This is a genomic window from Bradyrhizobium sp. HKCCYLR20261 (assembly GCF_051168435.1).
In the GTDB taxonomy this organism is placed as follows: domain Bacteria; phylum Pseudomonadota; class Alphaproteobacteria; order Rhizobiales; family Xanthobacteraceae; genus Bradyrhizobium.
The window spans coordinates 41,481-63,559 of sequence record NZ_JBNPUZ010000021.1 but is presented as its reverse complement, the minus strand read 5'-3'; the positions used below and the strand labels follow the sequence as shown (position 1 = coordinate 63,559).

The 22,079-nt window shown below is 65.6% G+C and carries 22 protein-coding genes; 11 read left to right on the top strand and 11 right to left on the bottom strand.

What is annotated here, in order from left to right:
* Window positions 1–87 precede the first annotated feature (87 nt).
* Complete coding sequence (locus ACQR1L_RS31365; RefSeq protein WP_434861783.1) at window positions 88–1,338, top strand: NF038122 family metalloprotease; 1,251 nt, start codon at window positions 88–90, stop codon at window positions 1,336–1,338.
* Here the strand turns inward: ACQR1L_RS31365 and ACQR1L_RS31360 are convergent.
* The 3 genes from ACQR1L_RS31360 to ACQR1L_RS31350 are packed head-to-tail and all read right to left on the bottom strand — an operon-like array spanning window position 1,325 to window position 2,097.
* Window positions 1,325–1,483, bottom strand: coding sequence for a hypothetical protein (locus ACQR1L_RS31360; protein WP_434861782.1), 159 nt, complete (start codon window positions 1,481–1,483; stop codon window positions 1,325–1,327). The genes ACQR1L_RS31365 and ACQR1L_RS31360 overlap by 14 nt on opposite strands.
* Window positions 1,484–1,521: 38 nt before the next feature.
* Complete coding sequence (locus tag ACQR1L_RS31355; RefSeq protein WP_434861781.1) at window positions 1,522–1,812, bottom strand: type II toxin-antitoxin system RelE/ParE family toxin; 291 nt, start codon at window positions 1,810–1,812, stop codon at window positions 1,522–1,524.
* 3 nt (window positions 1,813–1,815) lie between these two features.
* The gene (locus tag ACQR1L_RS31350) at window positions 1,816–2,097 is read right to left on the bottom strand and encodes a CopG family ribbon-helix-helix protein (RefSeq protein ID WP_434861780.1); all 282 of its coding nucleotides are present in this window, start codon (window positions 2,095–2,097) and stop codon (window positions 1,816–1,818) included.
* 308 nt (window positions 2,098–2,405) lie between these two features.
* Between ACQR1L_RS31350 and ACQR1L_RS31345 the strand changes: the two genes are divergently transcribed.
* Window positions 2,406–2,846, top strand: a complete 441-nt coding sequence (locus ACQR1L_RS31345; protein ID WP_434861779.1) for a hypothetical protein — start codon at window positions 2,406–2,408, stop codon at window positions 2,844–2,846.
* Window positions 2,847–2,894: 48 nt separating this feature from the next.
* Here ACQR1L_RS31345 and ACQR1L_RS31340 read toward each other — a convergent pair whose 3' ends face one another.
* From ACQR1L_RS31340 to ACQR1L_RS31325, 4 genes are all read right to left on the bottom strand, one after another.
* Window positions 2,895–3,335 (bottom strand): type II toxin-antitoxin system RelE/ParE family toxin, encoded by a 441-nt coding sequence (locus ACQR1L_RS31340; protein ID WP_434861778.1) that lies wholly within the window; start codon window positions 3,333–3,335, stop codon window positions 2,895–2,897.
* A complete protein-coding gene (locus tag ACQR1L_RS31335; RefSeq protein ID WP_434861777.1) occupies window positions 3,332–3,628 on the bottom strand; it encodes a CopG family ribbon-helix-helix protein in 297 nt (98 codons plus the stop codon). Before ACQR1L_RS31335 ends, ACQR1L_RS31340 begins: the two co-directional genes overlap by 4 nt.
* A 910-nt stretch (window positions 3,629–4,538) precedes the next feature.
* Window positions 4,539–6,578 carry a YgiQ family radical SAM protein gene (locus tag ACQR1L_RS31330; RefSeq protein WP_434861776.1) on the bottom strand — a complete coding sequence of 680 codons (2,040 nt, stop codon included), beginning with the start codon at window positions 6,576–6,578 and terminating at the stop codon, window positions 4,539–4,541.
* A gap of 117 nt (window positions 6,579–6,695) precedes the next feature.
* Window positions 6,696–7,388: a hypothetical protein gene (locus ACQR1L_RS31325; protein WP_434861775.1), complete on the bottom strand. Its 693-nt coding sequence runs from the start codon at window positions 7,386–7,388 to the stop codon at window positions 6,696–6,698.
* Between the two features lie 106 nt (window positions 7,389–7,494).
* Between ACQR1L_RS31325 and ACQR1L_RS31320 the strand changes: the two genes are divergently transcribed.
* Together ACQR1L_RS31320 and ACQR1L_RS31315 are read left to right on the top strand one after the other, a co-directional pair.
* Entirely contained in the window at window positions 7,495–8,187 is a 693-nt protein-coding gene (locus ACQR1L_RS31320; protein ID WP_434861774.1) for an HAD family hydrolase, read from the top strand.
* A gap of 178 nt (window positions 8,188–8,365) precedes the next feature.
* Window positions 8,366–10,345, top strand: a complete 1,980-nt coding sequence (locus ACQR1L_RS31315; protein ID WP_434861773.1) for an SPFH domain-containing protein — start codon at window positions 8,366–8,368, stop codon at window positions 10,343–10,345.
* Window positions 10,346–10,922: 577 nt separating this feature from the next.
* Here the strand turns inward: ACQR1L_RS31315 and ACQR1L_RS31310 are convergent.
* Complete coding sequence (locus ACQR1L_RS31310) at window positions 10,923–11,573, bottom strand: hypothetical protein (RefSeq protein WP_434861772.1); 651 nt, start codon at window positions 11,571–11,573, stop codon at window positions 10,923–10,925.
* Between the two features lie 261 nt (window positions 11,574–11,834).
* Between ACQR1L_RS31310 and ACQR1L_RS31305 the strand changes: the two genes are divergently transcribed.
* Together ACQR1L_RS31305 and ACQR1L_RS31300 are read left to right on the top strand one after the other, a co-directional pair.
* The gene (locus ACQR1L_RS31305; RefSeq protein WP_434861771.1) at window positions 11,835–12,671 is read left to right on the top strand and encodes a hypothetical protein; all 837 of its coding nucleotides are present in this window, start codon (window positions 11,835–11,837) and stop codon (window positions 12,669–12,671) included.
* Window positions 12,672–12,707: 36 nt separating this feature from the next.
* Entirely contained in the window at window positions 12,708–13,538 is an 831-nt protein-coding gene (locus ACQR1L_RS31300; RefSeq protein WP_434861770.1) for a type 1 glutamine amidotransferase, read from the top strand.
* A gap of 5 nt (window positions 13,539–13,543) precedes the next feature.
* Here ACQR1L_RS31300 and ACQR1L_RS31295 read toward each other — a convergent pair whose 3' ends face one another.
* Both ACQR1L_RS31295 and ACQR1L_RS31290 read right to left on the bottom strand, forming a co-directional pair.
* Window positions 13,544–14,254: an LrgB family protein gene (locus ACQR1L_RS31295; RefSeq protein ID WP_434861769.1), complete on the bottom strand. Its 711-nt coding sequence runs from the start codon at window positions 14,252–14,254 to the stop codon at window positions 13,544–13,546.
* A complete protein-coding gene (locus tag ACQR1L_RS31290; protein ID WP_434861768.1) occupies window positions 14,229–14,648 on the bottom strand; it encodes a CidA/LrgA family protein in 420 nt (139 codons plus the stop codon). Before ACQR1L_RS31290 ends, ACQR1L_RS31295 begins: the two co-directional genes overlap by 26 nt.
* A gap of 110 nt (window positions 14,649–14,758) precedes the next feature.
* On the opposite strand from ACQR1L_RS31290, the gene ACQR1L_RS31285 reads away from it, so the two are divergent.
* The 5 genes from ACQR1L_RS31285 (at window position 14,759) to ACQR1L_RS31265 (ending at window position 20,814) form a co-directional block, all read left to right on the top strand.
* Window positions 14,759–15,640: a LysR family transcriptional regulator gene (locus ACQR1L_RS31285; protein WP_434861767.1), complete on the top strand. Its 882-nt coding sequence runs from the start codon at window positions 14,759–14,761 to the stop codon at window positions 15,638–15,640.
* 89 nt (window positions 15,641–15,729) lie between these two features.
* Window positions 15,730–16,506, top strand: coding sequence for a succinate dehydrogenase iron-sulfur subunit (locus tag ACQR1L_RS31280; protein WP_434861766.1), 777 nt, complete (start codon window positions 15,730–15,732; stop codon window positions 16,504–16,506).
* 419 nt (window positions 16,507–16,925) lie between these two features.
* A complete protein-coding gene (locus ACQR1L_RS31275; RefSeq protein WP_434861765.1) occupies window positions 16,926–17,753 on the top strand; it encodes a class II glutamine amidotransferase in 828 nt (275 codons plus the stop codon).
* 24 nt (window positions 17,754–17,777) lie between these two features.
* Entirely contained in the window at window positions 17,778–19,550 is a 1,773-nt protein-coding gene (locus ACQR1L_RS31270; RefSeq protein WP_434861764.1) for an N-acetylglutaminylglutamine amidotransferase, read from the top strand.
* Window positions 19,551–19,581: 31 nt separating this feature from the next.
* Entirely contained in the window at window positions 19,582–20,814 is a 1,233-nt protein-coding gene (locus tag ACQR1L_RS31265; protein WP_434861763.1) for a carboxylate-amine ligase, read from the top strand.
* Window positions 20,815–20,822: 8 nt separating this feature from the next.
* On the opposite strand, the gene ACQR1L_RS31260 is transcribed toward ACQR1L_RS31265, so the two are convergent.
* A complete protein-coding gene (locus tag ACQR1L_RS31260; protein WP_434861762.1) occupies window positions 20,823–22,025 on the bottom strand; it encodes an amidohydrolase family protein in 1,203 nt (400 codons plus the stop codon).
* Window positions 22,026–22,079 lie beyond the last annotated feature (54 nt).

Sequence of the window (22,079 nt, the reverse complement as noted above, 5' to 3'; positions counted from 1 at the left end):
GACTTTTCTCGCACTTGCCGACGATGGTCCCCGCCTGCGAGCGCCTCGCAGCTGGAGATCCGAGGCAACGGTTGAGGAGTCCGTCTGATGAACAAGCTGACCTATGACCAGCTCGGATTGAGCTCCGATTCCCTGATGATGTCAGATCCGGCGGCCGCGGCGAAGATGACGACGCCCACGCAGGCTGCCGCGACACCGTTTACGCTCCCGGCCGGCGCGGTCTCCGATCCCGTGGTTCATGCCGACGGCTCGGAGACGGTCTCGGTGCACACCGGCGGGCTCACCTTCAACCTCACCTTCGATGCCGCCGCAGCCGCCGCGCCCGAGAGTTTTCGCGCCGGCGTCGAGCAGGCGGCGGCGATCCTGTCGTCGGCGATCACCGACGAGGCGACGATCAACCTGGCCATCGACTTCGCCGGCACCGGCGGCGGCGCCGGCGCCAATGTCAGCAACGGCGTGCTCGCCAACTATACGCAGCTCCGCACCGATCTGCAGGATCACGCTGCAGCCGGCGACACCGTGTTCGACAATCTGCCGACCACACGCGCCGTGCAGGGCCATTCCCAGGTGTTCGTCGCCAATGCGCAGGCCAAGGTGCTCGGCCTGATCGACCCGAACGATACGACCACCGAGGACGGCTTCGCCGTCTTCAACACGGATATCCCGACGCAGTCGCTGGTCGGCGTCGCCCTGCACGAGCTGTCGCACGCGCTCGGGCGCGTGCCGTCGCCGGGCAATCTCGACATCTTCGACCTGTTCGATTTCACCAGGCCCGGCCAGCACCTGATCAACAACAACATCGCGTCCGGCCCGCCCGCCTATTTCTCGCTCGACGGCGGCGTGACGAAGATCGCCGATTACGGCCAGATGTCGGACCCGGCCGACTTCCTCAACACCGGCATCCAGGGCGCCCGCGATCCCCTCAACGAGTTCTACAATCCCACCACGTCGCAGACGCTGTCGCCGATCGATCTCGTCGTGCTGGAGACGCTCGGCTACAACATCACCACGCCCGACACCGCGGCGCTGCTGGCCGAGCTGCCGCAGGCGCGCGGCGTCGCCGCGCCGCTGCAGACGCCGGCGCAGGCCGCCGCGATTGCCTCCGCCGTCGCCGCCGAGACGGCGGCGAGCCTCACCAAGCTCGGCGATGCCGCCGGCGCCGCCCAGGTGCTGGCCAACGCCCAGGCCGATGCGGCTGCACTCAATGGCACCGATGCCGGCACGACGACGCATGCCAACGGCATGATGCACGAGGCCGCGCTGCACGACCCCTACGCCAGCAACTCCCACTACGATGCGATGATGGCTCTGCACCTGCACAACATCACGGCGAACTGATTAGCGACGGAATCGACCGCTCCTCGACGATGGTGCAAGCGGCGAAATCGATCATGAAGGAGACCGTCGCATAAGCCAGACCGGCCAGCCCGAAGAAGGTGAGGGCGGCGACGGCGGCGAGCAGATGCAGAGCCCAGGGTTTCACGGTCCCAGCCTCACGGACGCAATGCCTGTTTGCCCCATTCAGTAGCCGGCTTCGCGGCTGTGCCGAACGGCGAGGATCGTTGCCTGCTGACCGTCGTATCGGTAGAGAATGACGTAACCGCTGTTTCCAAACGGCACGTGTCGCTCCCGAAACTCCGGCGGCATCTCTTTGACTTGGCGACCCAGTTGCGGATGGTCTCGGAGCGCTGCCGTTCCGGCGCGGATGGCGCGCGCCGCCCGCTGGGCCGCAGCGGGGCTTTTCGAAACCAGGAATGCGTGGAGGCGTCTTACGTCGCGCAGTGCTGCAGGCGTCCAGACGACCTTTGTCATCCGTCAGCTGTGGGGCGAGGGCGGATCGGTGTCCTCACCAGCCTCGAGGCATGCGAGCCACGCATCGGCTTCCTCCCCCGTGACGTGCTGTCCCGTGACCTGATAATCGTTCCATGCAGCCGCCGCGTCCTGCCGAAAACCCGCTTGGCGTTCCTCGCGATCCACATATTGCTCGATCGCCTCGCGTATCAGGGCATCCGGCGAAAGCCGGCGCGCCTCGGCAAGCCGTTGCAAGCGGTCTTCCATGTCTGGTGCGGCTTCGAACTCAAAAGAGACGGTCGGCATCTGCGCTCTCCGTAGACATGGTGTGTATAGCAGGCTGTGCGGCGAATTTCACCTGGGCAGGGAGGCCGTCCGCCGGCGCGAATTCGATCGCCTGGGCGACAGGGAAAGCCGTAGCAGTGCTGAACTGCATACCGAATCCCGGTTGGCTTTTGCCGCGTCACTTCAGACGTCGCAAAAAGCGGCTGCCCGGACGCTTCGCGTGGCATCGCGTGTTGCACGTGTCCTCTCTTGTCGCGTATTTGTTCCGTGGCCGGATCATGATGATGATGCCTCTGGGGCGAGGCGATCGTGGGCGTTGGGGGGCATCGATGGGGATGAAGTTCACTTTGCGGGCGGCGCTGACGGCGTCCGCCATGGCCATGCTCGGTGGATGCGCGGCGTCGCCGGAGGGCCTGAACTCGCGCGACGTCGCCGACAGCAGAAGCTTTTCCGAAAGCTACGAGGAAATCTACCGCCGCCTGATGGAGGCCGGCAAGAGCTGTAATCCGCCGGTCCGGGTCTTTGGCAATCCGGCCAACCCGGGCGGGGGACAGATCGAAGCCGAAGGCGAGTTGCACCGCGACCGCGGCTTTGCGGAGTTCCGCCTGGTCGCAGGTAGCTATGGGATCCGGATGAACTACTTCGTCGCCGCGCGCATCGAAAAGTCCGGCTCCGGTTCACGCGTCACCATCAAGGTCAGCAATCCGCTGGGCGCGGGGCCGCTCAGCAGCAGGATCTACCGCTGGGCCAGCGGGGACCCGAGCTGCTAGCTTTTTGCGTGCCTTCTGTCGTTTGCAAAAGCACGTATGAGATTGAACCTATGCTGACTGACGACGGCCTTGCCGACATTCGCACTCGTCTGCACCGAGCCACCCCCGAGCATCGAAGACCCGGACACTTGTGTCGGCTCCAGCTTCATACGAACCGCCGCGTCGGACATCTAACTGGCGGGAGCGGCGAGCGGCATGCGACTCAAAGAGATTCAGGCCAACGCCGCGCGCTGTGAAGAACGCGTAGGATTTGGATCGTATCACCGGAGAGTCGATACGCCACGATGAGGGCGTCTTCGGGATGACGAGCTCACGCGTGCCATGAACGCGCCCTGGCCGTCCCATTTGCGGGCGATTGGCCAGCAGTGTCTCGACGTTTCGAAGGATATGGAGGGCGACGCGCTGAGCCGCAGCCGGATCGTCTTGCGCGATAAAAGCTCTCAAGGCGACGAGATCGGCGACCGCCTCAGGAGACCAGATCGGGGTCATGGTCTTTTGGAGGCAGCCTTGGTCGTGTTGCCAGGGGCCGGCTTCTCGGCTTGCGTTCCCCAGGAGGCCACCCAGTCCTTGACCTCGTGATGTGAAATGCCCTCGCCCCGATCCAGGGATGAGATGGCTTGCTGGATGCCCTCTACCTGCCACTCATAGACATCGACATCGAGAGAGCTATTGATCAGCTCGGCCGCAACGATGTCTCGGCTTCGGCCCGTGCGTTTGGCCAACCGTTCGAGGCGCTCATTGACGCTTGCATCGACATGCACGGTCAAGGTGGTCGGTGGCATCGTGCAGTCCTTCGGTCTGTGACCAACAAATATATGACGGGTGATTGGGCTGCGCAATTGCCCGCGAAGCTGCTCACAGAACGCCATTCCCAGCCCGACGGGCACTCTCCGCATCCCTCTCATGCGCCAACTGCCCGTCGAGCCAGTTTGTCACACGCTCACCGGCTTGTGTCGTCGGGCAAATCAGGTCGATGCTCTCGGCCATCCCGTTCGCGATGAAGAGGGGCGTTTCGGCCGATCGTCACGGAGCGTAGCAAGCGGGGAGCGGTGGACGTGTCGGGCTTGGGGCCTTTGCGCAAGCGGGCCGGCGAGCGAGCCTGGTGCGTACGGTCAAGTCGCGTGGTCCTGGCCTCCCGATGCTGAGGTCAAGCCGGTCGATGATGCGGAAACGCGTCTCGGCGGTGATGGGGGCAAACAAGCCCGGTCCCCAGGGAGATCGCGAAGCAGCCGTTAAAACCAGCCGCGCGGGGAAGGCCGGGTCGTCCGGCTGAACCGTGGTACCTGCCGCCTGCATTTTTTTCCGCAGGCGGGCCACGGGCCTCAGTCGAGGTCCGGTCTTCCCCGCGCCCTCTCAGTTTTCGAGGGCGATGTCGGCAGCATGACCCGGGCGCGGATGCGCCGCGGGGCTGCGGTGGGCTGTTTGCAAAATCGTGCAGTTGGATGGCGGCGGAGGTGCACGAGCTATGCGCATCGCGCCTGTGAGTTGGAACGGCGCTACCACAAACTCAGTGTCGTCCCGGCCTTGAGCCGGGACCCATAATCACCGGCGGGTGTGTGAGGCAGGCAAGTGACTCAAGTCGTGCCCAACAAAACTGCCGGTGGTTATGGGTCCCGGGTCAAGCCCGGGACGACAGCGGAGAACGAGGCGCGTGCGGGCCCGAGCCCAAGCTCTATGTACGCGCTCTACCAACTACTTCCTGATCTTCACGCCCTTGGTCGTGAACCGCTGCGGCCGCTGCTCGGGCCTCACCGGCCGCCGCGTCACGGCGGCCTTGCCCGTGCCCGGCGGCTGATGTGCCGGCACCAGCTGGTCCGGGCGCGAGCCGATCAAATCGGCGCGGCCCATGGCGCGGAGCGCGTCGCGCAGCACCGGCCAATTGTCGGGGTCGTGATAGCGCAGGAACGCCTTGTGCAGCCGCCGCTGCTTGAGGCCCTTGATCGCCTCGACCTTGTCGCTGGCGCCATGGCGGACGCCGCGCAAGGGATTGACGCCGGTGTGGTACATCGCGGTGGCGGTGGCCATCGGCGACGGCAGGAACGTCTGCACCTGATCGGCGCGGTAGCGGTTCTTCTTCAGCCACAGCGCGAGGTTCATCATGTCCTCGTCGGACGTGCCGGGATGCGCCGCGATGAAGTACGGGATCAGGTAGTACTTCTTCCCCGCCTGCGCGGCAGCCGCGTCGAACATCTGCTTGAAGCGATGATAGGTGCCGATGCCCGGCTTCATCATCTTGTCGAGCGGGCCGCGCTCGGTATGCTCCGGCGCGATCTTCAGATAGCCGCCGACATGATGCGTGACGAGCTCCTTGATGTAGGCGGGGCTCTCGACTGCGAGGTCGTAGCGCACGCCCGAGGCGACCATCACGCGCTTGACGCCCTGGACCTCGCGCACCTTGCGATAGAGACGGATGAGATCGTCATGCGAGGTGTTGAGGTTCGGGCAGATCTCCGGGAAGACGCAGCTTGGCCTGCGGCATGCGGCCTCGACCTTCGGGTCCTTGCACGCCATGCGGTACATGTTGGCGGTGGGGCCGCCGATGTCGGAGATCACGCCGGTGAAGCCCGGCGTCTTGTCGCGGATGCGCTCGATCTCCTGCAGGATCGAGCCTTCCGAGCGGCTCTGGATGATGCGCCCCTCATGCTCGGTGATCGAGCAGAAGGTGCAGCCGCCGAAGCAGCCGCGCATGATCGTGACCGAGAACTTGATCATGTCCCACGCCGGAATCTTGGCATCGCCGTAGGACGGATGCGGCGCGCGGGCGTAGGGCAGGTCGTAGACGCTGTCCATCTCCGCCATGGTCAGCGGGATCGGCGGCGGGTTGAGCCAGAGGTCGCGGTCGCCATGGCGCTGCACCAGCGGGCGCGCATTGCCGGGATTGCTCTCGCGGTGGAGCACGCGCGAGGCGCGGGCGTAAGCTTCCTTGTCGGCCTCGACCTGCTCGCAGGACGGCAGCCGGATGACGACGTCGCCCTTTTCGCGCGCGGCACCTTCGTCGGCGGAGTCGAGATCGTCGGCGTGCAGCTCGACGTAGCCCTCGGGCACCTTCCGGAACAGCGCGGTGCCACGGACGGACTGGATGTCCTTCGGCGCTTCGCGGCCGGCGATGCGGTGCGCGACCTCGATCACGGCGCGCTCGGCATTGCCGTAGATCAGGATGTCGGCCTTGGCGTCGGCCAGCACCGAGCGCCGCACCTTGTCGGACCAGTAGTCGTAATGCGCGATCCGGCGCAGCGAGGCCTCGATGCCGCCGAGCACGACCGGCACGTCCTTGAACGCCTCGCGGCAGCGCTGCGCATAGACCAGCGTGCAGCGGTCCGGCCGCTTGCCGCCTTCGCCGTTCGGCGTGTAGGCGTCGTCGCTGCGGATGCGGCGATCCGCGGTGTAGCGGTTGACCATGGAGTCCATGTTGCCGCCGGTGACGCCGAAGAACACGCGCGGACGGCCGAGCGCCTTGAACGGCTCGGCCGAGTGCCAGTCGGGCTGCGAGATGATGCCGACGCGAAAGCCCTGGGCCTCGAGCAGCCGGCCGATGATCGCCATGCCGAACGAGGGATGGTCGACATAGGCGTCGCCGGTCACCAGCACGATGTCGCAGACGTCCCAGCCGAGCGCGTCCATTTCCTTCCGGCTCATCGGCAGGAACGGCGCGGGCTTGAGGTCGGCGCGGTGGCGCGGCCAGGAACTCAAGGAGGGAGCGCTCAGGGGCGGGGTGGTGAGGGCGATGTTCATCGCCCAGGCATAGAGAAAGGGGCTTGCCAGTTCAACCGAGCCGCCTGTCGCAGCCTCCAGCGGATGATCAAATTGTCCGGAATGGTTCCCGCGGCGTTGCGCCGGCGGCCTTGTGGCTCAGTCGATCGGCCCGGCGAGGGCGTTCCGGCGCTTCAGCCAGCCATGGCCGAAATAGGCGATCAGCGCGCCGACCGCGAGCAGGATCCAGAGCGAGGGCATCCGGGAGCGCTGACTCCCGCCGGCCTCGCCGACCGTCGTAGGCCCGGCGCCGGGCTCGGTCATCGAGACCATCCGCAGGCCGGCGGCATCGGTCGCGCGGCGCATGTCGGCGATCGCCGAATGCGGCAGCGGGTCTGCTGCGAACGGACGTCCCATCGCGGTGCCGGCGGGCTCGTCCGCCGCGGCGAGGTCGCTTGGCGGCGGCTCCATGGCCGATTGCGCGGCATGGCTGCCGGCGGGCAGCTGGGCGAAGGAGTTGAGGTTGGCCGGCCGGTGCGGCTTCGGCGCCGCGCGCTCCGGCTTGTCGAGCTTCTCGGCCCGCTCCATCTTCTTCGGCGTCGTGGACTGCGGTACTGCGACCCGCACCTGCGGCCGCGCATAGAGCGGCTGGGTGGTGGCGAGCACGCGATTGGACCAGGACATGTAGGCCTTGCAGAGATCGTTGCAGTACTGGCCGTTGACCATGTCCGTGCTGGCTTCCGCGGCGCCGGACGTCGTAAGCGACAGCAGCGAGATCAGCGCTGCAGCACCAAGGCTGGCTCTAAGGCTGGTCGACGTCGAGGCAGGCACTGCTTTCAACTGGCCGATCATCGCAATTTCCCCCGTCGCGGTTTCACGCCGTTTAGGGAATAACGACAGCCGCTCTGGTCGAGAGTTGGATCAGATCGCGACAATATCCGGATGAGTTGAGGTCAATTTGCTGATGCGAGGCGTTATCAAGAGACGGCAACAGGCGTTGCTGTTCGACATCGACGGCACGCTTGCCGACACCGATGCGTTGCATATCGAGGCGTTCAACGCGGTGTTCGGGCCGCGCGGCCACGTGTTCGACCGTCCACGGGCGGCACGCGAACTCCTCGGACGCTCCAACGCGTCGATCGGGGCGGAGTTTCTTCCCGGTGAGCCGCCGGAGCGGCGCGTCGAAATCATGGCGGAAAAGGAGGCGGTGTTTCGTCGTCTCGCCGCCGGCGAGGTGCAGCCGCTGCCGGGACTGATGGCGCTGCTCGACTTGGCGGACGCGGAAGGGATTCCCGTCGCAGCGGTGACCAACGCACCGCGCGCCAATGCCGAGATGATCCTTGCCGGGCTCGGCATCGCGAAGCGCTTTCGCGCCGTCATCATTGGCGACGAGCTGCCCCACGGCAAGCCGCACCCGCTACCCTACCTCGAGGGCCTGCGCGCGGTCGATGCCGCGCCGGAAGATGCAATCGCGTTCGAGGATTCTCGCGCTGGCATCACAGCGGCGACGAGGGCGGGCATCGTCACCGTGGGCATGCGCACCAATCTTCCGCACCACGATCTGATGGCGGCGGGCGCGGCGATGACCGCCGCGGGGTTCGACGAGCCGGAGCTGATCGCCTTGGTACGAGAGCGAATGAAAGGCGACTGAGTCGCGGCATCGCGGCGCAGGTTCAACGTTGGGAGGCGAAATATTTCGGCGACGGTGGTCTTTGAAAAATCCGCAAGAGGTCTAGCTTCTCGCCCGCCGACATCGATCGGCATGATCGCGCGCGGTGACAGCGCGGCGGCAGCAGCCGCCCCGGCCCTGCGCGACTTGGAGACCCCTCATGGACATCACCACTCTGGTCCAGCCGGCCCTCGCGGCCGGGGCGATCATTGCGTTGCTTGCACTGCTGAAGCTTTCCAACGTCATCCGCTACATCCCGAACAACCAGGTCGGCATCGTCGAGAAACTGTGGAGCATCCGCGGCTCCGTCGCCGACGGTTTCATTGCGCTGAACGGCGAGGCCGGCTTCGAGCCGGAGGTGCTGCGCGGCGGCCTGCACCTGTTCTTTCCCTTCATGTACCGCATCCACACCTCCGATCTCGTGACGGTCGGCCAGGGCAAGATCGCCTATGTGTTTGCCCGCGACGGCGCGCCGCTCGGCGCCTCGCAGGTGCTGGGCGCCAACGACAGCGAGGACAACAGCGACTTCCAGGATGCGCGCCGCTTTCTTTTGGCCGGCGGCCAGAAGGGCCCCCAGCGCAAGATTTTGCGCGAAGGCACCTACGCGATCAACACGACGCAGTTTGCGATCATCACCGACGAACGCGTCTATGGCCACGCGCTGAGCGATCAGGAGCGTGTGGTGCTCGACGCCATGCAGCTGACGATCGCCGAGCGCTGGGGCTTTACGCCCGTGATCCTGGCGGCCGATCATGATCTCGTCGGCATTGTCACCGTGCATGACGGCCCCTCGCTGCCTCCCGGCGAGATCATTGCGCCGGAGGTCGGCACCGAGCTGCGGGACGACGCGACCTTTCACAACAATTTCCAGGAGCCCGAGAAATTCCTCGCCGCCGGCGGCCATCGCGGCCGTCAGCTGCAGGTCATCGTCGAGGGCACCTGGTACATCAACCGCCTGTTCGCCACCGTGGAGAACGTGCCGAAGACGATCATTCCGGTCGGCAATGTCGGCGTCGTCGTCTTCTACACGGGGCCGCGCATGGCCGACGTCTCCGGCGAGACCTATCGTCATGGCGAACTCGTCTCGAATGGCGGCCGCGGCGTCTGGAAGGATCCGCTGCTGCCCGGCAAATACGCGTTCAACACCTATGCCGGCAAGATCGAGATCATCCCGACCGTCAACTTCATCCTCAAATGGGTGCGTGGCGAGGTCGGCGCGATGAAGCTCGACGAGAACCTGTCGGAGATCTCGCTGATCACCAAGGACGCGTTCGAGCCGACCCTGCCGCTCTCGGTGGTGATGCACATCGACTACAAGAAGGCCCCGATGATCATCCAGCGCTTCGGCGACGTGAAGAAGCTGGTCGAGCAGACGCTCGACCCGATGGTCTCGGCGTTCTTCAAGAACGTCGCGCAGAAGATGACGCTGATCGAGCTGTTGCAGAACCGCGCCGCCATCCAGGAGGAATCCGCGGCCGAGATGAAGGTGAAGTTCGAGGGCTATTCGCTCGAGCTGCAGGAGGTCTTGATCGGCACGCCGCGCGCGGCGCCGGGCGACCAGACGATCGAGAACATCCTGATCCAGCTGCGCATGCGCCAGGTCGCACGCGAGCAGGTCGAGACCTTCCAGGAACAGGAGAAGGCCGCGATCCAGGAGCGCACGCTCAACGAGGCCAAGGCGACGGCTGCGGCACAGGCCGCGTTGACGCAGTCGCTGATCCAGATCCGCGTCAACGAGAACGAGGGCGCCGCTGCGCTCGCCCGCGCGCAGAAGGATGCCGAGACCCGCAAGGTGACGGCAGCCGCGGTCGGCGAGCAGTCGCGGCTCGAAGGCCAGGGCGAGGCCGATCGCGCGCTCGCGGTCGGTGCGGCCAACGCGCAGGCGACCAAGCTCGCGGTCGATGCCTATGGCGGGCCGGAGTTCAGGCTGGCCGAGCAGAACTTCGCGAAGTTCGCGGAGGCGCTGACGCGGATCAACCAGCCGTTGGTGCCGCAATTCCTGATGTCCGGCGGGCCGGGGCAGGAGAGCGGCAACTCCGGCCTGATCCCGACGGCGATGCTGAGCTCGATGTTCGGCCGCATGATGCCGGAGGCGCTGGAGCAGTTGAAGCGCGAAGCTCCGCGCGCCACGCGGCAGTAGGACTGGAACAAATGCGGCGGCGAGCTGACATCTGGCTGACATCCGGCAACAGCTCGCCGTCACCGCGCTCGGCGCAATGGTCGTATCGAACGCGGCCGATGCTTCGGCCGCCACGACACGAAGGTGAGACGCATGCGCAAGATGTTGATTGCAACCGGTCCCTCGGAACAGCCGCTCCGCGTGATGCTGCCGTTCGGCGACACCGCATCGGCATTGGATCAAGGTGGCCGCCGGATGCGAGCGGATGGTCGTGCGTCCGGGTTGCCGAAGCGATTTCGCTGGCGGCTTCCGTCTCGTGCCATGCTCGTTGTCCTCCGAGGCTTGAGGGCGACGCTTTCGACCCTCTTGCCGGCGGAGATCGAAGGCTTCGCAGACGAGCACGTGCAGGCGCCAGCTGCGGCACCCTCGGACCAACCCAGGCTACATCTCGTTCGCGGTTGCGGCGGGGCGCTCGCGGCGCCCGTTGCGAGAGTTGCTTCACCGATCAACGGAATTCACGATGCAATCACCCCGTGCCATCACATCCATTGCGTACGCCGCAGGCGTCGGCGTTGATGGGAGAAGCGGAGGCCCTGGCTCAGAACCGGCCACCTCCGCTTTGGAATGCAAATTGGGGAACGACGCTCATGAGGCGCGTCCGAAGCCGGGCTGCGGCTTGTGGATTGGACGCGCCGAGAGCCTGCACGGCGTCAGCGGAATTGTCTTCGACCTTGGCCGAGAAAAATCCTTTGTCCCAATGCATGTGGACCACGAGACGGCCAAGATTGATGACTTCGCCCGCTCGTATGCTGAAACTGCCGAAGCGGGGTGTGCGCGTCTGCGGGTCCAGGCCAGGCCCTCTTGTGGTCGGACCACCACCGATATTGATTTTCTCGATGTAGTAGGTGCCCGGCTCGACGGCAAACACGCGCGGCGCGCGATTGTCGTCGCCACGGCCGAATACGCGTTTCCAGTCTGCCGCAACCGCGCCGCGAAGCGCCAGGTCATAGTCATCGCTGGCGCGGCCTTGCGACCGATCGACCCTCCGAAAGAACACGTCACCCACATGGTCCACGTCTCTCAGGGACGTCAGCTCACGCAGATCTGCGGCCAGCACGACGACGGCCTTCTCATTGCTGGCGGAAGCGGCCCGCCCGTCGGACGGACGTTGCTGTGCAGACGCCTCGCTCACCGCAAGCAGCATCATCACCGCGATGATCTTCAACATCGATCTTCGAATCTTGTCCATCTCGAATCCCGTCAAGCCAATGCGATAGTCGCTCCCACGCCGTATCCTAAGACCCATCATGGTCGCGCGTTAAGGCAGAATCGGGCTCCCAAGCGAGATGTCCCGCGCCGATACCTGGACCTGGCTAAGGCGGGGACCGGCAGTTGCGGCATGCCGGATGTTCGGTGGTGCCGCTTGTCCGTTGCCTCGGGTCATGAGATTGAAGTGGGCGCGGCAGCTTTGAATCTTTCCGTGTTCGTTCGTCGCTTGGGGTCAGGATCGATGAGGATCTTATTGGGCTGGTCGCTCGCGGCGGTCTCGCTGCTGCTCGCCACGACCGTCCTCGCCGCCGACAAGCCCGGGGACACCAAGGGCACCATGCTGGAGCCATCGCCCGAGAACCTCGCGCTGACCTGGGCGAAGGCCAATCTCGTGCTGCCGGCGGTGTTGGCGGGCGGACGGCGCTGGGAAGGGCATGCCGAGGATGCGCCGGACGTGATCGGGATCGCGCCGCTCGTTGTCGTGATGCACGGCTCGAGCGGGGTGGCGCCGGCGATCAAGGAGTTTCAGGTCTGGCTGGCCGACGAGCTCGGCGCGGCTTCCGTCGCGCCCGACAGTCTCGCGATCCCCGACCGGCTGACCTACACGTCCCCTATCGATGTCGCGACCTATGAGCGCGTCCACGCCTTGCGGCTGGCCGAGTTGGAGAATGCGCTGAAGTCCGCGCGCGACTGGAGCTGGGTCGACCGTCAGCGCGTCGTGATCGGCGGCACCAGCGAGGGCTCGGTGGCGGTCGGCCGCTACGCCGGCAAGGATGTCGCCGCGCGGCTGATCTATTCCTGGTCCTGCGAGGACAACTACTTCGTCACCGCGCCGCGGCTCGGCATCGGGCCGAAGGAGCCGGTGCTGAATGCGATCTCGGCGCGCGATCCGTACTTTTCGGCGGCCAATCCCTGGAACAAGGACCGCGCCGTGACCGGCTCGTGCGCGTCGGCGCTCAAGGATGATCCGAAAGCGGAGGTGATGGTGATCGATGCCGACGTCCATACCATCCTGAACCGCCCCGAGGTCCGGGAGCGGAGCGCGCAGTTCTTGCGCGGGGTCCTGGACCAGCAGTAAGGCGACGCGAGCGATGAGAACTCGGAGATTGATGGCGTGCTGAGACTACTCGTCCTCGAAGGCAACTCGCTCGTCGGCCGTCGCCGCTGGGCGGAGATCGCCGGACATACGCCGTCGCAGAGCTATGCCGCCGTGCTGCGCGCGCTTGCGCCCGATGCCGTGGTCGACATCGCCACGCCGGCCGATGCCGATGCGACGATGCCGCAGCCGATCGACGCCTATCAGGGCATCGTCATCACCGGCTCGGCGCTCAACATCTATCAGCGTGAGCCGGAGGCCCTGCGCCAGATCGAGCTGGTGCGAACGATCTTCGCGCAGGGCGTGCCGATGTTCGGCTCATGCTGGGGGCTGCAGCTCGCGACGGTTGCGTCCGGTGGGCAAGTCTCGCTCAATCCGGCCGGCCGCGAGGTGGCCTTTGCCCGCAAGATCATGCTGACCGAGGCGGGCCGCGGTCATCCGTTGCACGCGGCGCGCAACGAGGTGTTCGATGCGCCGGCGATCCATAGCGACATCGTGACGACGCTGCCGCCGGATGCGACGGTGACGGCGCGCAATGCCTTCAGCGAAGTGCAGGCCGCGGAGATCCGCAGCGGCCGCGGCCGGTTCTGGGGCGTACAGTATCACCCGGAATTCAGCCTGCAGGACGTCGCCTGGGTCATCAGACGCATCGGCCAGCCGCTGGTCGACGAGGGCTTCTTCGCCGACATGGCCGAACTCGAACGCTATGCCGCCGATCTCGCGGCCTTGCATCACGACCGGGCGCGGCGCGATCTGCTCTGGCGACTCGGGCTCGACCAGGACGTCGCAAACGATGGGCTGCGCCAGACCGAGATCAGCAACTGGATCGGCTCGCTGGCGCGGCGCTGAAATCGCTACTTCATGAGCTGAATGATCAGCGGCGCCAGCGCCACGTTCATCAGCCCGACCAGCACCATCACGAGGCCGGCGATCGCGCCTTCCTCGCGGCCGATCTGATGCGCCCGCGCCGTGCCGGCGCCGTGTGCGCCGACGCCGAACAGCGCGCCCTTGGCGAGCGTCGAGCGCAGCGGCAGCCGTGCCAGCACGATGTCGCCGACGGCGGCGCCGATGATGCCGGTGAGCACGACGAACACGGCGGTGAGGTCGGGACTGCCGCCGATCTCGCCGGAGACCTCCATCGCGAACGGCGTGCTCATCGAACGCGGCAACAGGCTCAGCCGCAACTCGCCGTCGATGCCGAGCATATAGGCCAGCGCCCAGCTGGTGGCGACCGCGGTCAGACTGCCCGCGATCATCCCGGCGAGCAGCAGCGGCCAGCGGCGCCGGATCAGCGCGCGCTGCTCATAGATCGGCACGGCGAAGGCGACGGTGGCAGGCCCGAGCAGCGCCACCAGCCAATGCGTGCCGCGGATATAGTCGCGGTAGGAGACGTTGAGCGCCAGCGCCGCGATCATCAGGAGCGCCGGTGCGACCGCGAGCGGCATCAGCCACCAGCGCGGCCAGCGCCGGTGTACGCGCTTCGCCAGCAGATAGAGCAGGATCGTCGCCAGTGACCAGACCGCAGCCTGGACCAGCGGCTCACGCCACAGCACGGGCAGTGTCATGACGTTCGGTCCAGCGGTAGCAGAGGTCGACGGTCAGCGCCGTCACGCACATCACGGCCGTGGTGCTCACGATGATCACGGCAAAGATCTTCAGGCCGAGCAGGCCGAACAGCTCGCGATGGTCGAGCAGCGCTAACACGGCCGGCACGAAGAACAGCAGCATCTCGGCCAGCATCCAATTGGCGCCCCGCTTCATGTTCGCGACCTTCAGCCCGCCCGCCAGGAACAGCACGAGCGCCAGCGCCATTCCGATGATACCGCCGGGCAGCGGCAGGCCGGTGGCCCGTGCCAGAGCCTCGCCCGCGGCCCAGAACAATCCGAGCAGGCCGATCTGCACCAGCCGGTTGCGGCGAAGCAGGCGGCGAAAGGAAATGGCGATGTTGCGGTGCATCATGGCTGTGGCCCGAGTGGTCTTGCTGCAGCAAAAGATATGTCGCGCTGCAGCATGTACAAAATGAATTGAATGAATGAATTTAAGTCCGAAATGGAATACCGTGCGCCATTATGGAACTGAAAGCGCTCCGAACCTTCGTCGAGGTCGTCCGCCAGGGCGGATTTTCGCAAGCCGCCAAGGTGGTGTTTGCTACGCAGTCGACCGTCAGTAAGGCAATCAAGCAGTTGGAGGACGAACTCGGCTTGCCGTTGCTGGACCGGCTTGGCCACAAGAGCCGCATGACCGCCGCCGGCGAGATCGTCTACCGTCGCGCGATCCGGCTGTTGGCTGAGCGTGACGACCTGCAGGCGGAGCTTGCAGAGCTCCGAGGATTGAAGCGCGGCGTGCTGCGCCTCGGCCTGCCGCCGATCGGTTCGAGCACGCTGTTTGCGCCGCTGTTTGCGCTCTACCGCCAGCTCTATCCCGACATCGAGATCCGGCTTGTCGAGCACGGCAGCGACCGGCTCAGCGAACTGCTCGCCGCTGGCGACATCGATTTTGCCGGTCTGCTGCCGCCGATCGCGGATGAGTTCGCCGCCCAGATCGTGCGCCGTGAGCCGTTGATGGCGCTGATCGCCGTGGATCATCCGCTGGCCCAGCGTGAGACCATTACGCTGGCTGAGCTGCGCGAGACCCCCTTCGTTCTGTTCGAGGCGGGCTTCGCGCTGAACCGCATCCTCCGCGAGGCGTGCCGCCGCAACGGCTTCGAGCCGATCGTGGCGGCGCGCAGCACACAGATCGACTTCATCGCTGAGCTCGCCGGCGCGGGCCTCGGAGTCGCGTTCCTGCCGCGCATGATCGCAACCCAGCGCACGCAGGTGCCGATCAGCCTCGTGCTGCTCGACGAGCCCGAAACAGAATGGACGTTGGCGATGGCCTGGCGGCGCGGCGCCTATCTGTCGCCCGCTGCCGCAGCCTGGCTGAAGCTGGTGCGCGAGCGCGGCGAGGGGTGAGCCGCGCCGCGACGATGTCGCTCATCCAATGGAGGAACGTGCGGTGAGGCGGGCGGTTGGTCGCGATCCAATGACCGCGGAGGCTCATGATGGCCGACTTCAGGCTCCCCAGGAACTCCGCGATGATCGAGGGCAAATCCTGGCCGAAGCCGAAGAGCGTCACGCTGCGCGAATTTCGCGTCTATCGCTGGAATCCAGACGTTGGCGGCAATCCGCAGATCGACAGCTATCATGTCGACACGTCGGATTGCGGGCCGATGGTGCTCGACGGCCTGATCTGGATCAAGAACAACATCGATCCGACGATCGCTTTCCGCCGCTCCTGCCGCGAGGGCATCTGCGGCTCGTGCTCGATGAACATCAACGGCCAGAACACGCTCGCCTGCACGAAGTCGATGAGCGACCATGACGGCGCCGTGCAGTTGCTGCCGTTGCCGCATCAGCCGGTCGTGAAGGACTTGGTTCCGGACCTCACCAATTTCTACGCGCAGCTTTCGGTCATCGAGCCCTGGCTTCAGACGAAAACGCCGACGCCGCAGAAGGAGTGGCGGCAGAGCGAGGAAGACCGCGACAAGCTGAACGGCCTGTACGAGTGCATCCTCTGTGCCTGCTGCTCCACCTCGTGCCCGAGCTACTGGTGGAATTCACAGCGCTTCCTGGGACCCGCCGCGCTGATCCAGGCCGCGCGCTGGATCAACGACAGCCGCGATGAAGCCACCGGTGAGCGGCTCGACATCCTCGAAGACCCGTTCCGGCTCTATCGCTGCCACACCATCCTCAACTGCGCGAAGGCATGCCCGAAGGGGCTCAATCCCGGCGAGGCGATCTCCGAGCTGCGCATGAAGCTGGTCGCGCGCAAGATGTGAGCAGGAACCGCGCTTGCGTTCGCCCGTTGGTCGTTGCGTCCAACATTGCCGTTGATGACTTTCAACCGACAGGACATTCGATGAGCGACGATGATCGAGAGACGACCGGTCGTCGGCCCGGCGATCGGCCAAAGCCGGCCGGTGGCAGTCGGGCAAAGCAGTCAGCAGACGAGACGCTTCCGCCCGCAGGCCCACACGCACGGCCCGATCTGACCGATGAGGAGAAAACGCCCGGCACCGGCATGCTTCCGGAGCCGGACGACGCCAACCCCAGCCCGACGGGTTGAACGCGGTCTCGACGTTTTCGAGGATGCGCGCGCGGGAACTCGCGCGCGCCCTCGCGCGTTTCCGCCTCCCTCGCCAAGTGCGCCCCGTCAGACGCGCATCTTGAAGTCCATTCATCCATCTGGAGGGGCAGGATGTGTCGTTGGATCGCCTACCGCGGAGAGCGGACCTCGTTCGAGCACTACGTCACCGAGCCAGAGCATTCGCTGGTGACGCAGAGCATTCGTGCGCTCGAATCGACGGCAGGCACCAATGGCGACGGCTTCGGTCTCGGTTGGTACGGCGATCATCCGGAGCCCGGGCTTTATCGCGAGACACGACCGGCGTGGTCGGATGAAAATCTGCGCTATCTTTGCCGCCACCTGCACTCGCATCTGTTCTTCGCGCATGTGCGCGCGGCGACGGGCACGGCGGTGACGCGGCAGAATTGCCATCCGTTCGCCTGCGGTCGCTGGATGTTCATGCACAACGGATTCGTTGGAAGTTGGAACAGGCTGCGCCGCAAGGTCGAGGCGATGATCCCGGATGCGCTCTATCCGTCGCGGCTCGGCACGACGGATTCGGAGGCTGTCTTCCTGGCGATCGTCGGCGCCGGCATCGATCAGGATCCGATCGGCGCGACTCGCAAGGTGCTCCGCGCGCTCTGCCAGCTCGTCAACGAGGACGGCCTGCGCGAGCATCTGCGCTTCACGTCTGCGCTGTCGAACGGCCATGACCTCTACGCCTTCCGCTTCGCCGCCAACGATCGCGCCAACTCGCTGTACTACCGCAAGGACGGCGATCAGGTGATCGCCGTGTCGGAGCCCTATGACAAGGAGCCGGACTGGATCGAGGTGCCGCCAGACCACGTGCTGGTCGCGCGCGCGTCCCGGCCGGCGGAAATCGTTCCGCTCTTTGTCGCAGGTGCCGTCGGTTTTGACCAGGAACACAAGCGATCACAGAGGGTTGTCGGAGGTACATAGAACAACGGAGTTGGGTGGCCCGCGATGTGCGGCATTTGTGGTGAAATCAGGTTTTCAGGCCAGCCGTCGCTCGCGGCGCTGAGCCGCGTGAACGATGCCATGCAGGCGCGTGGACCTGACGCGGCGGGACTGTTCGTGCAGGGCGGCGTCGCGCTCGGCCACCGGCGCCTGAGCATCCTCGATCTCTCCGCTGCCGCGCAGCAGCCGATGATCGATGCGGCGCTGGGACTCGGCATCGCCTTCAACGGCTGCATCTACAATTTTCGCGAGCTGCGCGCCGAGCTGCAGGCCAAAGGCTATCGCTTCTTCTCGGATGGGGATACCGAGGTCATCCTCAAGGCCTATCACGCCTGGGGCAAGACCTGCGTGCAGCGCTTCAAGGGCATGTTCGCCTTCGCGCTCTGGGAGCGCGACAGCGGCCGCGTGCTGATCGCGCGTGATCGCCTCGGCATCAAGCCGCTGTACTACACCGAAGGACCGGGTTTCTTCCGCTTCGCCTCGTCGCTCACGGCGCTGATCGCGGGCGGTGACGTCGATACGTCGTTGGATCGCAGGGCGCTGCATCACTATTTCAGCTTCCACGCCGCGGTCCCCGCGCCGCGGACGATTCTCAACGGCGTCAAGAAGCTCGCGCCGGCCACGCTTTTGACGATCGAACCCGATGGCACGAAGCGTTCGGAGCGGTACTGGGAATTCCAGGTCGGCGAGCAGCGTCCGGCCGACCGGGCGATGAGCCACGAGGAATGGTCGGACGCGGTCTTGGACGCCATGACCGCTGCCGTCGATCGCCGGCGCGTGGCCGACGTGCCGGTCGGCGTTCTGCTGTCCGGTGGTCTCGATTCATCCTTGCTGGTCGCGCTGCTGTCGAAGCTCGGGCATGACGACATCCGGACGTTCTCGATCGGCTTCGAGTCTGTCGATCAGCATAGCGGCGACGAGTTTCGCTATTCCGACGTGATCGCGCGGACCTTCGGCACCAATCACGAGCAGATCAGGATCGGCGGCGATCGCGCGCTCGAAGCCTTGCCGCACGCCATTGCGGCGATGTCGGAGCCGATGGTCAGCCATGATGCCGTAGCGTTTCATCTGCTGTCGTCGGAGGTCGCCAAGCGCGTCAAGGTCGTGCAGAGCGGGCAGGGCGCCGACGAGGTGTTCGGCGGCTACAGCTGGTATCCCGGCTTCCTCTCGGCGAACGACCCCGTCGAGCAGTATCAGAACGCCTATTTCGACTGGAAGCATGCGGATCTCGAGCGGCTGCTCGCGCCGGATCTCGTCGGCGACGATGTGAGCCTTGCTTTCGTCGAGCGATTCTTTGCCGATCACAGCAATGCGTCCGCCGTCGACAAGGTGCTGCAGATCGATACCGAGATCATGATGGTGGACGATCCCGTGAAGCGGGTCGACAACATGACGATGGCCTTCGGACTCGAAGCCAGGGTGCCGTTCCTCGATCACGAGGTGGTCGAGCTCGCTGCGCGCATCCCGGCCGAGCTGAAGGTCAGGAATGGCGGCAAGCACATCCTGAAGGAAGCCGCGCGCCGCTGCGTTCCGGCGGAGGTGATCGATCGTCCGAAGGGATATTTTCCCGTGCCGTCGCTGCGGTACCTGCGCGGACCGTTCCTCGACTACGTCCGTGACGTGCTCACGAGCGAGAAGGCGCGAACACGCGGAATCTACCAGCGCGATTTCATTGACCACATGCTGCAGAACCCCGAAGCCGAGATGAGCCCTAAGGGACATTCACGGCTGTGGCAGGCCGCCTTGCTGGAGGCCTGGCTGCAGACCCACAGCATTTGAAACGGCATTTGAGTCTGACAGGATTGATCGCATGGGATTGGATCCGAAAATTCTCGAACGGCTCAGGCTGGGTCTGAGCGACGACGAGCGCCGGCTGGTCATCCGCTCTGCCACCGGCGGCGAGGACATCACCGAATATTCCTTCGGCATCGAGGAGGAATATTTCCTGGTCGATGCACGGACATTGGATGTCACGATCCGCACGCCCGATGATCTGTTCGAGGCGGCGAACTGGTCGACCGGCGGACAGGCGATGCGCGAGATGCTGCAGTCGCAGCTCGAGGTCGCGAGCAATGTCCATGTCGACGTCGGCGACGCGCGGGAGGAGCTCAAATTTCTCAGGCGCGAGGTCGCCAATGTGGCCGCTCAGTACGGCCTGACGATTTTGGCGTGCTCGACGCATCCGACCGCGACGTGGCGCAGCTCGCAGCCGAGTCCCAAGCCGCGCTACGCTGAGATGATGGAGGACCTGCGCATCGTCGGCCAGCGCAACATGCTCTGCGGCATGCACGTGCACGTCCAATTGCCGGAGCCTGAGCGCCGCTTCGCGGTGATGCGCGCGATGATTCCCTATATCCCCGTGTTCATCGCGCTGTCGGCGTCGTCGCCGTTCTGGAATTCGCGCGAGACCGGGCTGAAGGGCTATCGTCTCGCGGCCTATGACGAGCTGCCGCGCACCGGCTTGCCGGAGCTGTTCACCAGCAAGCGCGACTATGATCGCTACGTTGCGGCGCTGACGAAATCGGGCGTGATGCCCGACGAGAGCCACGTCTGGTGGGCGATGCGGCCGTCGTTGCGTCATCCGACCTTGGAGCTGCGCGCGCCCGACGTCTGCACGTCGGTGGATGACGCCGTCGCGGTCGCCTCCCTCTATCGCTCGCTGGCGCGCTATCTCGACCTCCATCCGGAACGCGCAGACGATGTCGGCAATGTCGAGCGCGCGATCGCCGTCGAGAACAAATGGCGCGCGCAACGCTATGGCACCGACTGCCTGTTCGTCACCGAGGACGGTCCGGTGACCGGCCAGGAGATCCTGAATCGGATGATCGTCGATGTCGCCGAGCATGCAGAGGCGCTTGGCTGCCTGGCTGAGGTGGAGCGCTGCCGCACCATCATGCAGTTCGGCAGCTCGGCCGACTATCAGCTGCAGGCCTATCGCGAGTCCGGTGGGCAATTGTCGGCCGTGACGCAGTGGATCGCTGCCGCGACGGTCTCGCGTGCCGAACCGCCGCGCTCGCAGGCGCCGGTGGAGCCGGCGCAGTAAGCGCCGGTCTAGCTCGGCCTGACGACACGGCCGTCGCGCGCGACGAGGCGGCCGCTCTTGTATACGGAGCGCCCCTTGGGAACGGCAACGACCGCTTCCGGGACGTGCTCCGCCTGCAAGGTCACGAAGTCGGCGCGTGCCCCGACCTGCAGGCCGTAGTCCGCCAGCCGCAGGGCCTTGGCGCCGGCCGCGGTGACGAGATCGAAGGCGACCCGCAGCTCGTCGTCGACATAGAAGCCGGAGCGATAGCCGACCATCATGGCGCGGTTCAACAGATCGCCGTCGCCATAGGGCCACCAGCTATCGCGGATGTTGTCGTTGCCGCTGAACACGGTGACGCCGGCCGCGCGCAGCAGCGCCACTGGCGGGAAGGGCCGCGCCCCCGGCGCATTGGTCATGATGGCAACGCCCGATGTGGCCAGCACCTCGGCAATCTTTTTCAGTGGTTCCGCCGTGATGTCGCCGAGCCCATAGGCATGGCTGACCGCGACATGTCCCTGCATGCCGAGTGCGCGGGCGCGCGCCGCGATCTGCTCCAGTTCGAACAGGCCGAGCATGCCTGGATCATGAAGGTGAATGTCGACATCGACGCCGTGCTTCTGCGCCACGCCGAACACGACGTCGAGATGCTTCTCGACGTCGCGATCGAAGCTCGCCGGATCGAGCCCGCCGACGACGTTCGCGCCGAGCCTGATCGCCTCGTCGAGCAGCTCCGGCGTACCCGGGCTCTTGATGATGCCGCTCTGGGGGAAGGCGACGAGCTGGATCTCGATCAGGTCGCGATACTCCTCGCGCACGCGCAGGATGGTCTCGAGCGACTTGAGACCGACCGAGCCGTCCACCATGACATGGCTGCGCATCCGCGTGGTGCCGTGGCCGATGCAGAGATCGAGCTGGTTGCGGGCGCGTACGTCCATCGCCGCGGCGGCGGCCATGTTCTGCGCCTGGAACGTCACCCGCTCATGCACGTCGAAGCCGTTGGTGCACGGCTTGTGCGGCTTCCAGGCATCGCCATAGAAGCTGGTGTCGAGATGGATGTGGCCCTCGACGAAGCCGGGAACGACCAGCGCGCCGCCGAGATCGATCACCTCGCGCGCCTGCGGCCGCTCGGTCTCCGCGAGCAAGCCGCTGATGCGGCCTTGATCGACCGCGATCGCATGGCGTGCGCCGCGGTCGAGCCGCGCGTTGATGAACAGCTTGTCGACGGCCATGCCGAGATCCTCCATTCAATCCAGCATCGGGCCGCGGGTGCGGTCCGATGCTGA

Excerpts from the sequence above, each read along its gene's own strand:
- ACQR1L_RS31275 (WP_434861765.1), top strand. The coding sequence starts at position 16,926 with ATGTGTCGTTGGATCGCCTACCGCGGAGAGCGGACCTCGTTCGAGCAC.
- ACQR1L_RS31355 (WP_434861781.1), bottom strand. The coding sequence starts at position 1,812 with ATGACAAAGGTCGTCTGGACGCCTGCAGCACTGCGCGACGTAAGACGC.
- ACQR1L_RS31270 (WP_434861764.1), top strand. The coding sequence starts at position 17,778 with ATGTGCGGCATTTGTGGTGAAATCAGGTTTTCAGGCCAGCCGTCGCTC.
- ACQR1L_RS31260 (WP_434861762.1), bottom strand. The coding sequence starts at position 22,025 with ATGGCCGTCGACAAGCTGTTCATCAACGCGCGGCTCGACCGCGGCGCA.
- ACQR1L_RS31280 (WP_434861766.1), top strand. The coding sequence starts at position 15,730 with ATGGCCGACTTCAGGCTCCCCAGGAACTCCGCGATGATCGAGGGCAAA.
- ACQR1L_RS31305 (WP_434861771.1), top strand. The coding sequence starts at position 11,835 with ATGAGGATCTTATTGGGCTGGTCGCTCGCGGCGGTCTCGCTGCTGCTC.
- ACQR1L_RS31340 (WP_434861778.1), bottom strand. The coding sequence starts at position 3,335 with ATGACCCCGATCTGGTCTCCTGAGGCGGTCGCCGATCTCGTCGCCTTG.
- ACQR1L_RS31285 (WP_434861767.1), top strand. The coding sequence starts at position 14,759 with ATGGAACTGAAAGCGCTCCGAACCTTCGTCGAGGTCGTCCGCCAGGGC.
- ACQR1L_RS31290 (WP_434861768.1), bottom strand. The coding sequence starts at position 14,648 with ATGATGCACCGCAACATCGCCATTTCCTTTCGCCGCCTGCTTCGCCGC.
- ACQR1L_RS31345 (WP_434861779.1), top strand. The coding sequence starts at position 2,406 with ATGGGGATGAAGTTCACTTTGCGGGCGGCGCTGACGGCGTCCGCCATG.
- ACQR1L_RS31265 (WP_434861763.1), top strand. The coding sequence starts at position 19,582 with ATGGGATTGGATCCGAAAATTCTCGAACGGCTCAGGCTGGGTCTGAGC.
- ACQR1L_RS31295 (WP_434861769.1), bottom strand. The coding sequence starts at position 14,254 with ATGACACTGCCCGTGCTGTGGCGTGAGCCGCTGGTCCAGGCTGCGGTC.
- ACQR1L_RS31335 (WP_434861777.1), bottom strand. The coding sequence starts at position 3,628 with ATGCCACCGACCACCTTGACCGTGCATGTCGATGCAAGCGTCAATGAG.
- ACQR1L_RS31310 (WP_434861772.1), bottom strand. The coding sequence starts at position 11,573 with ATGGACAAGATTCGAAGATCGATGTTGAAGATCATCGCGGTGATGATG.
- ACQR1L_RS31350 (WP_434861780.1), bottom strand. The coding sequence starts at position 2,097 with ATGCCGACCGTCTCTTTTGAGTTCGAAGCCGCACCAGACATGGAAGAC.
- ACQR1L_RS31315 (WP_434861773.1), top strand. The coding sequence starts at position 8,366 with ATGGACATCACCACTCTGGTCCAGCCGGCCCTCGCGGCCGGGGCGATC.
- ACQR1L_RS31330 (WP_434861776.1), bottom strand. The coding sequence starts at position 6,578 with ATGAACATCGCCCTCACCACCCCGCCCCTGAGCGCTCCCTCCTTGAGT.
- ACQR1L_RS31365 (WP_434861783.1), top strand. The coding sequence starts at position 88 with ATGAACAAGCTGACCTATGACCAGCTCGGATTGAGCTCCGATTCCCTG.
- ACQR1L_RS31325 (WP_434861775.1), bottom strand. The coding sequence starts at position 7,388 with ATGATCGGCCAGTTGAAAGCAGTGCCTGCCTCGACGTCGACCAGCCTT.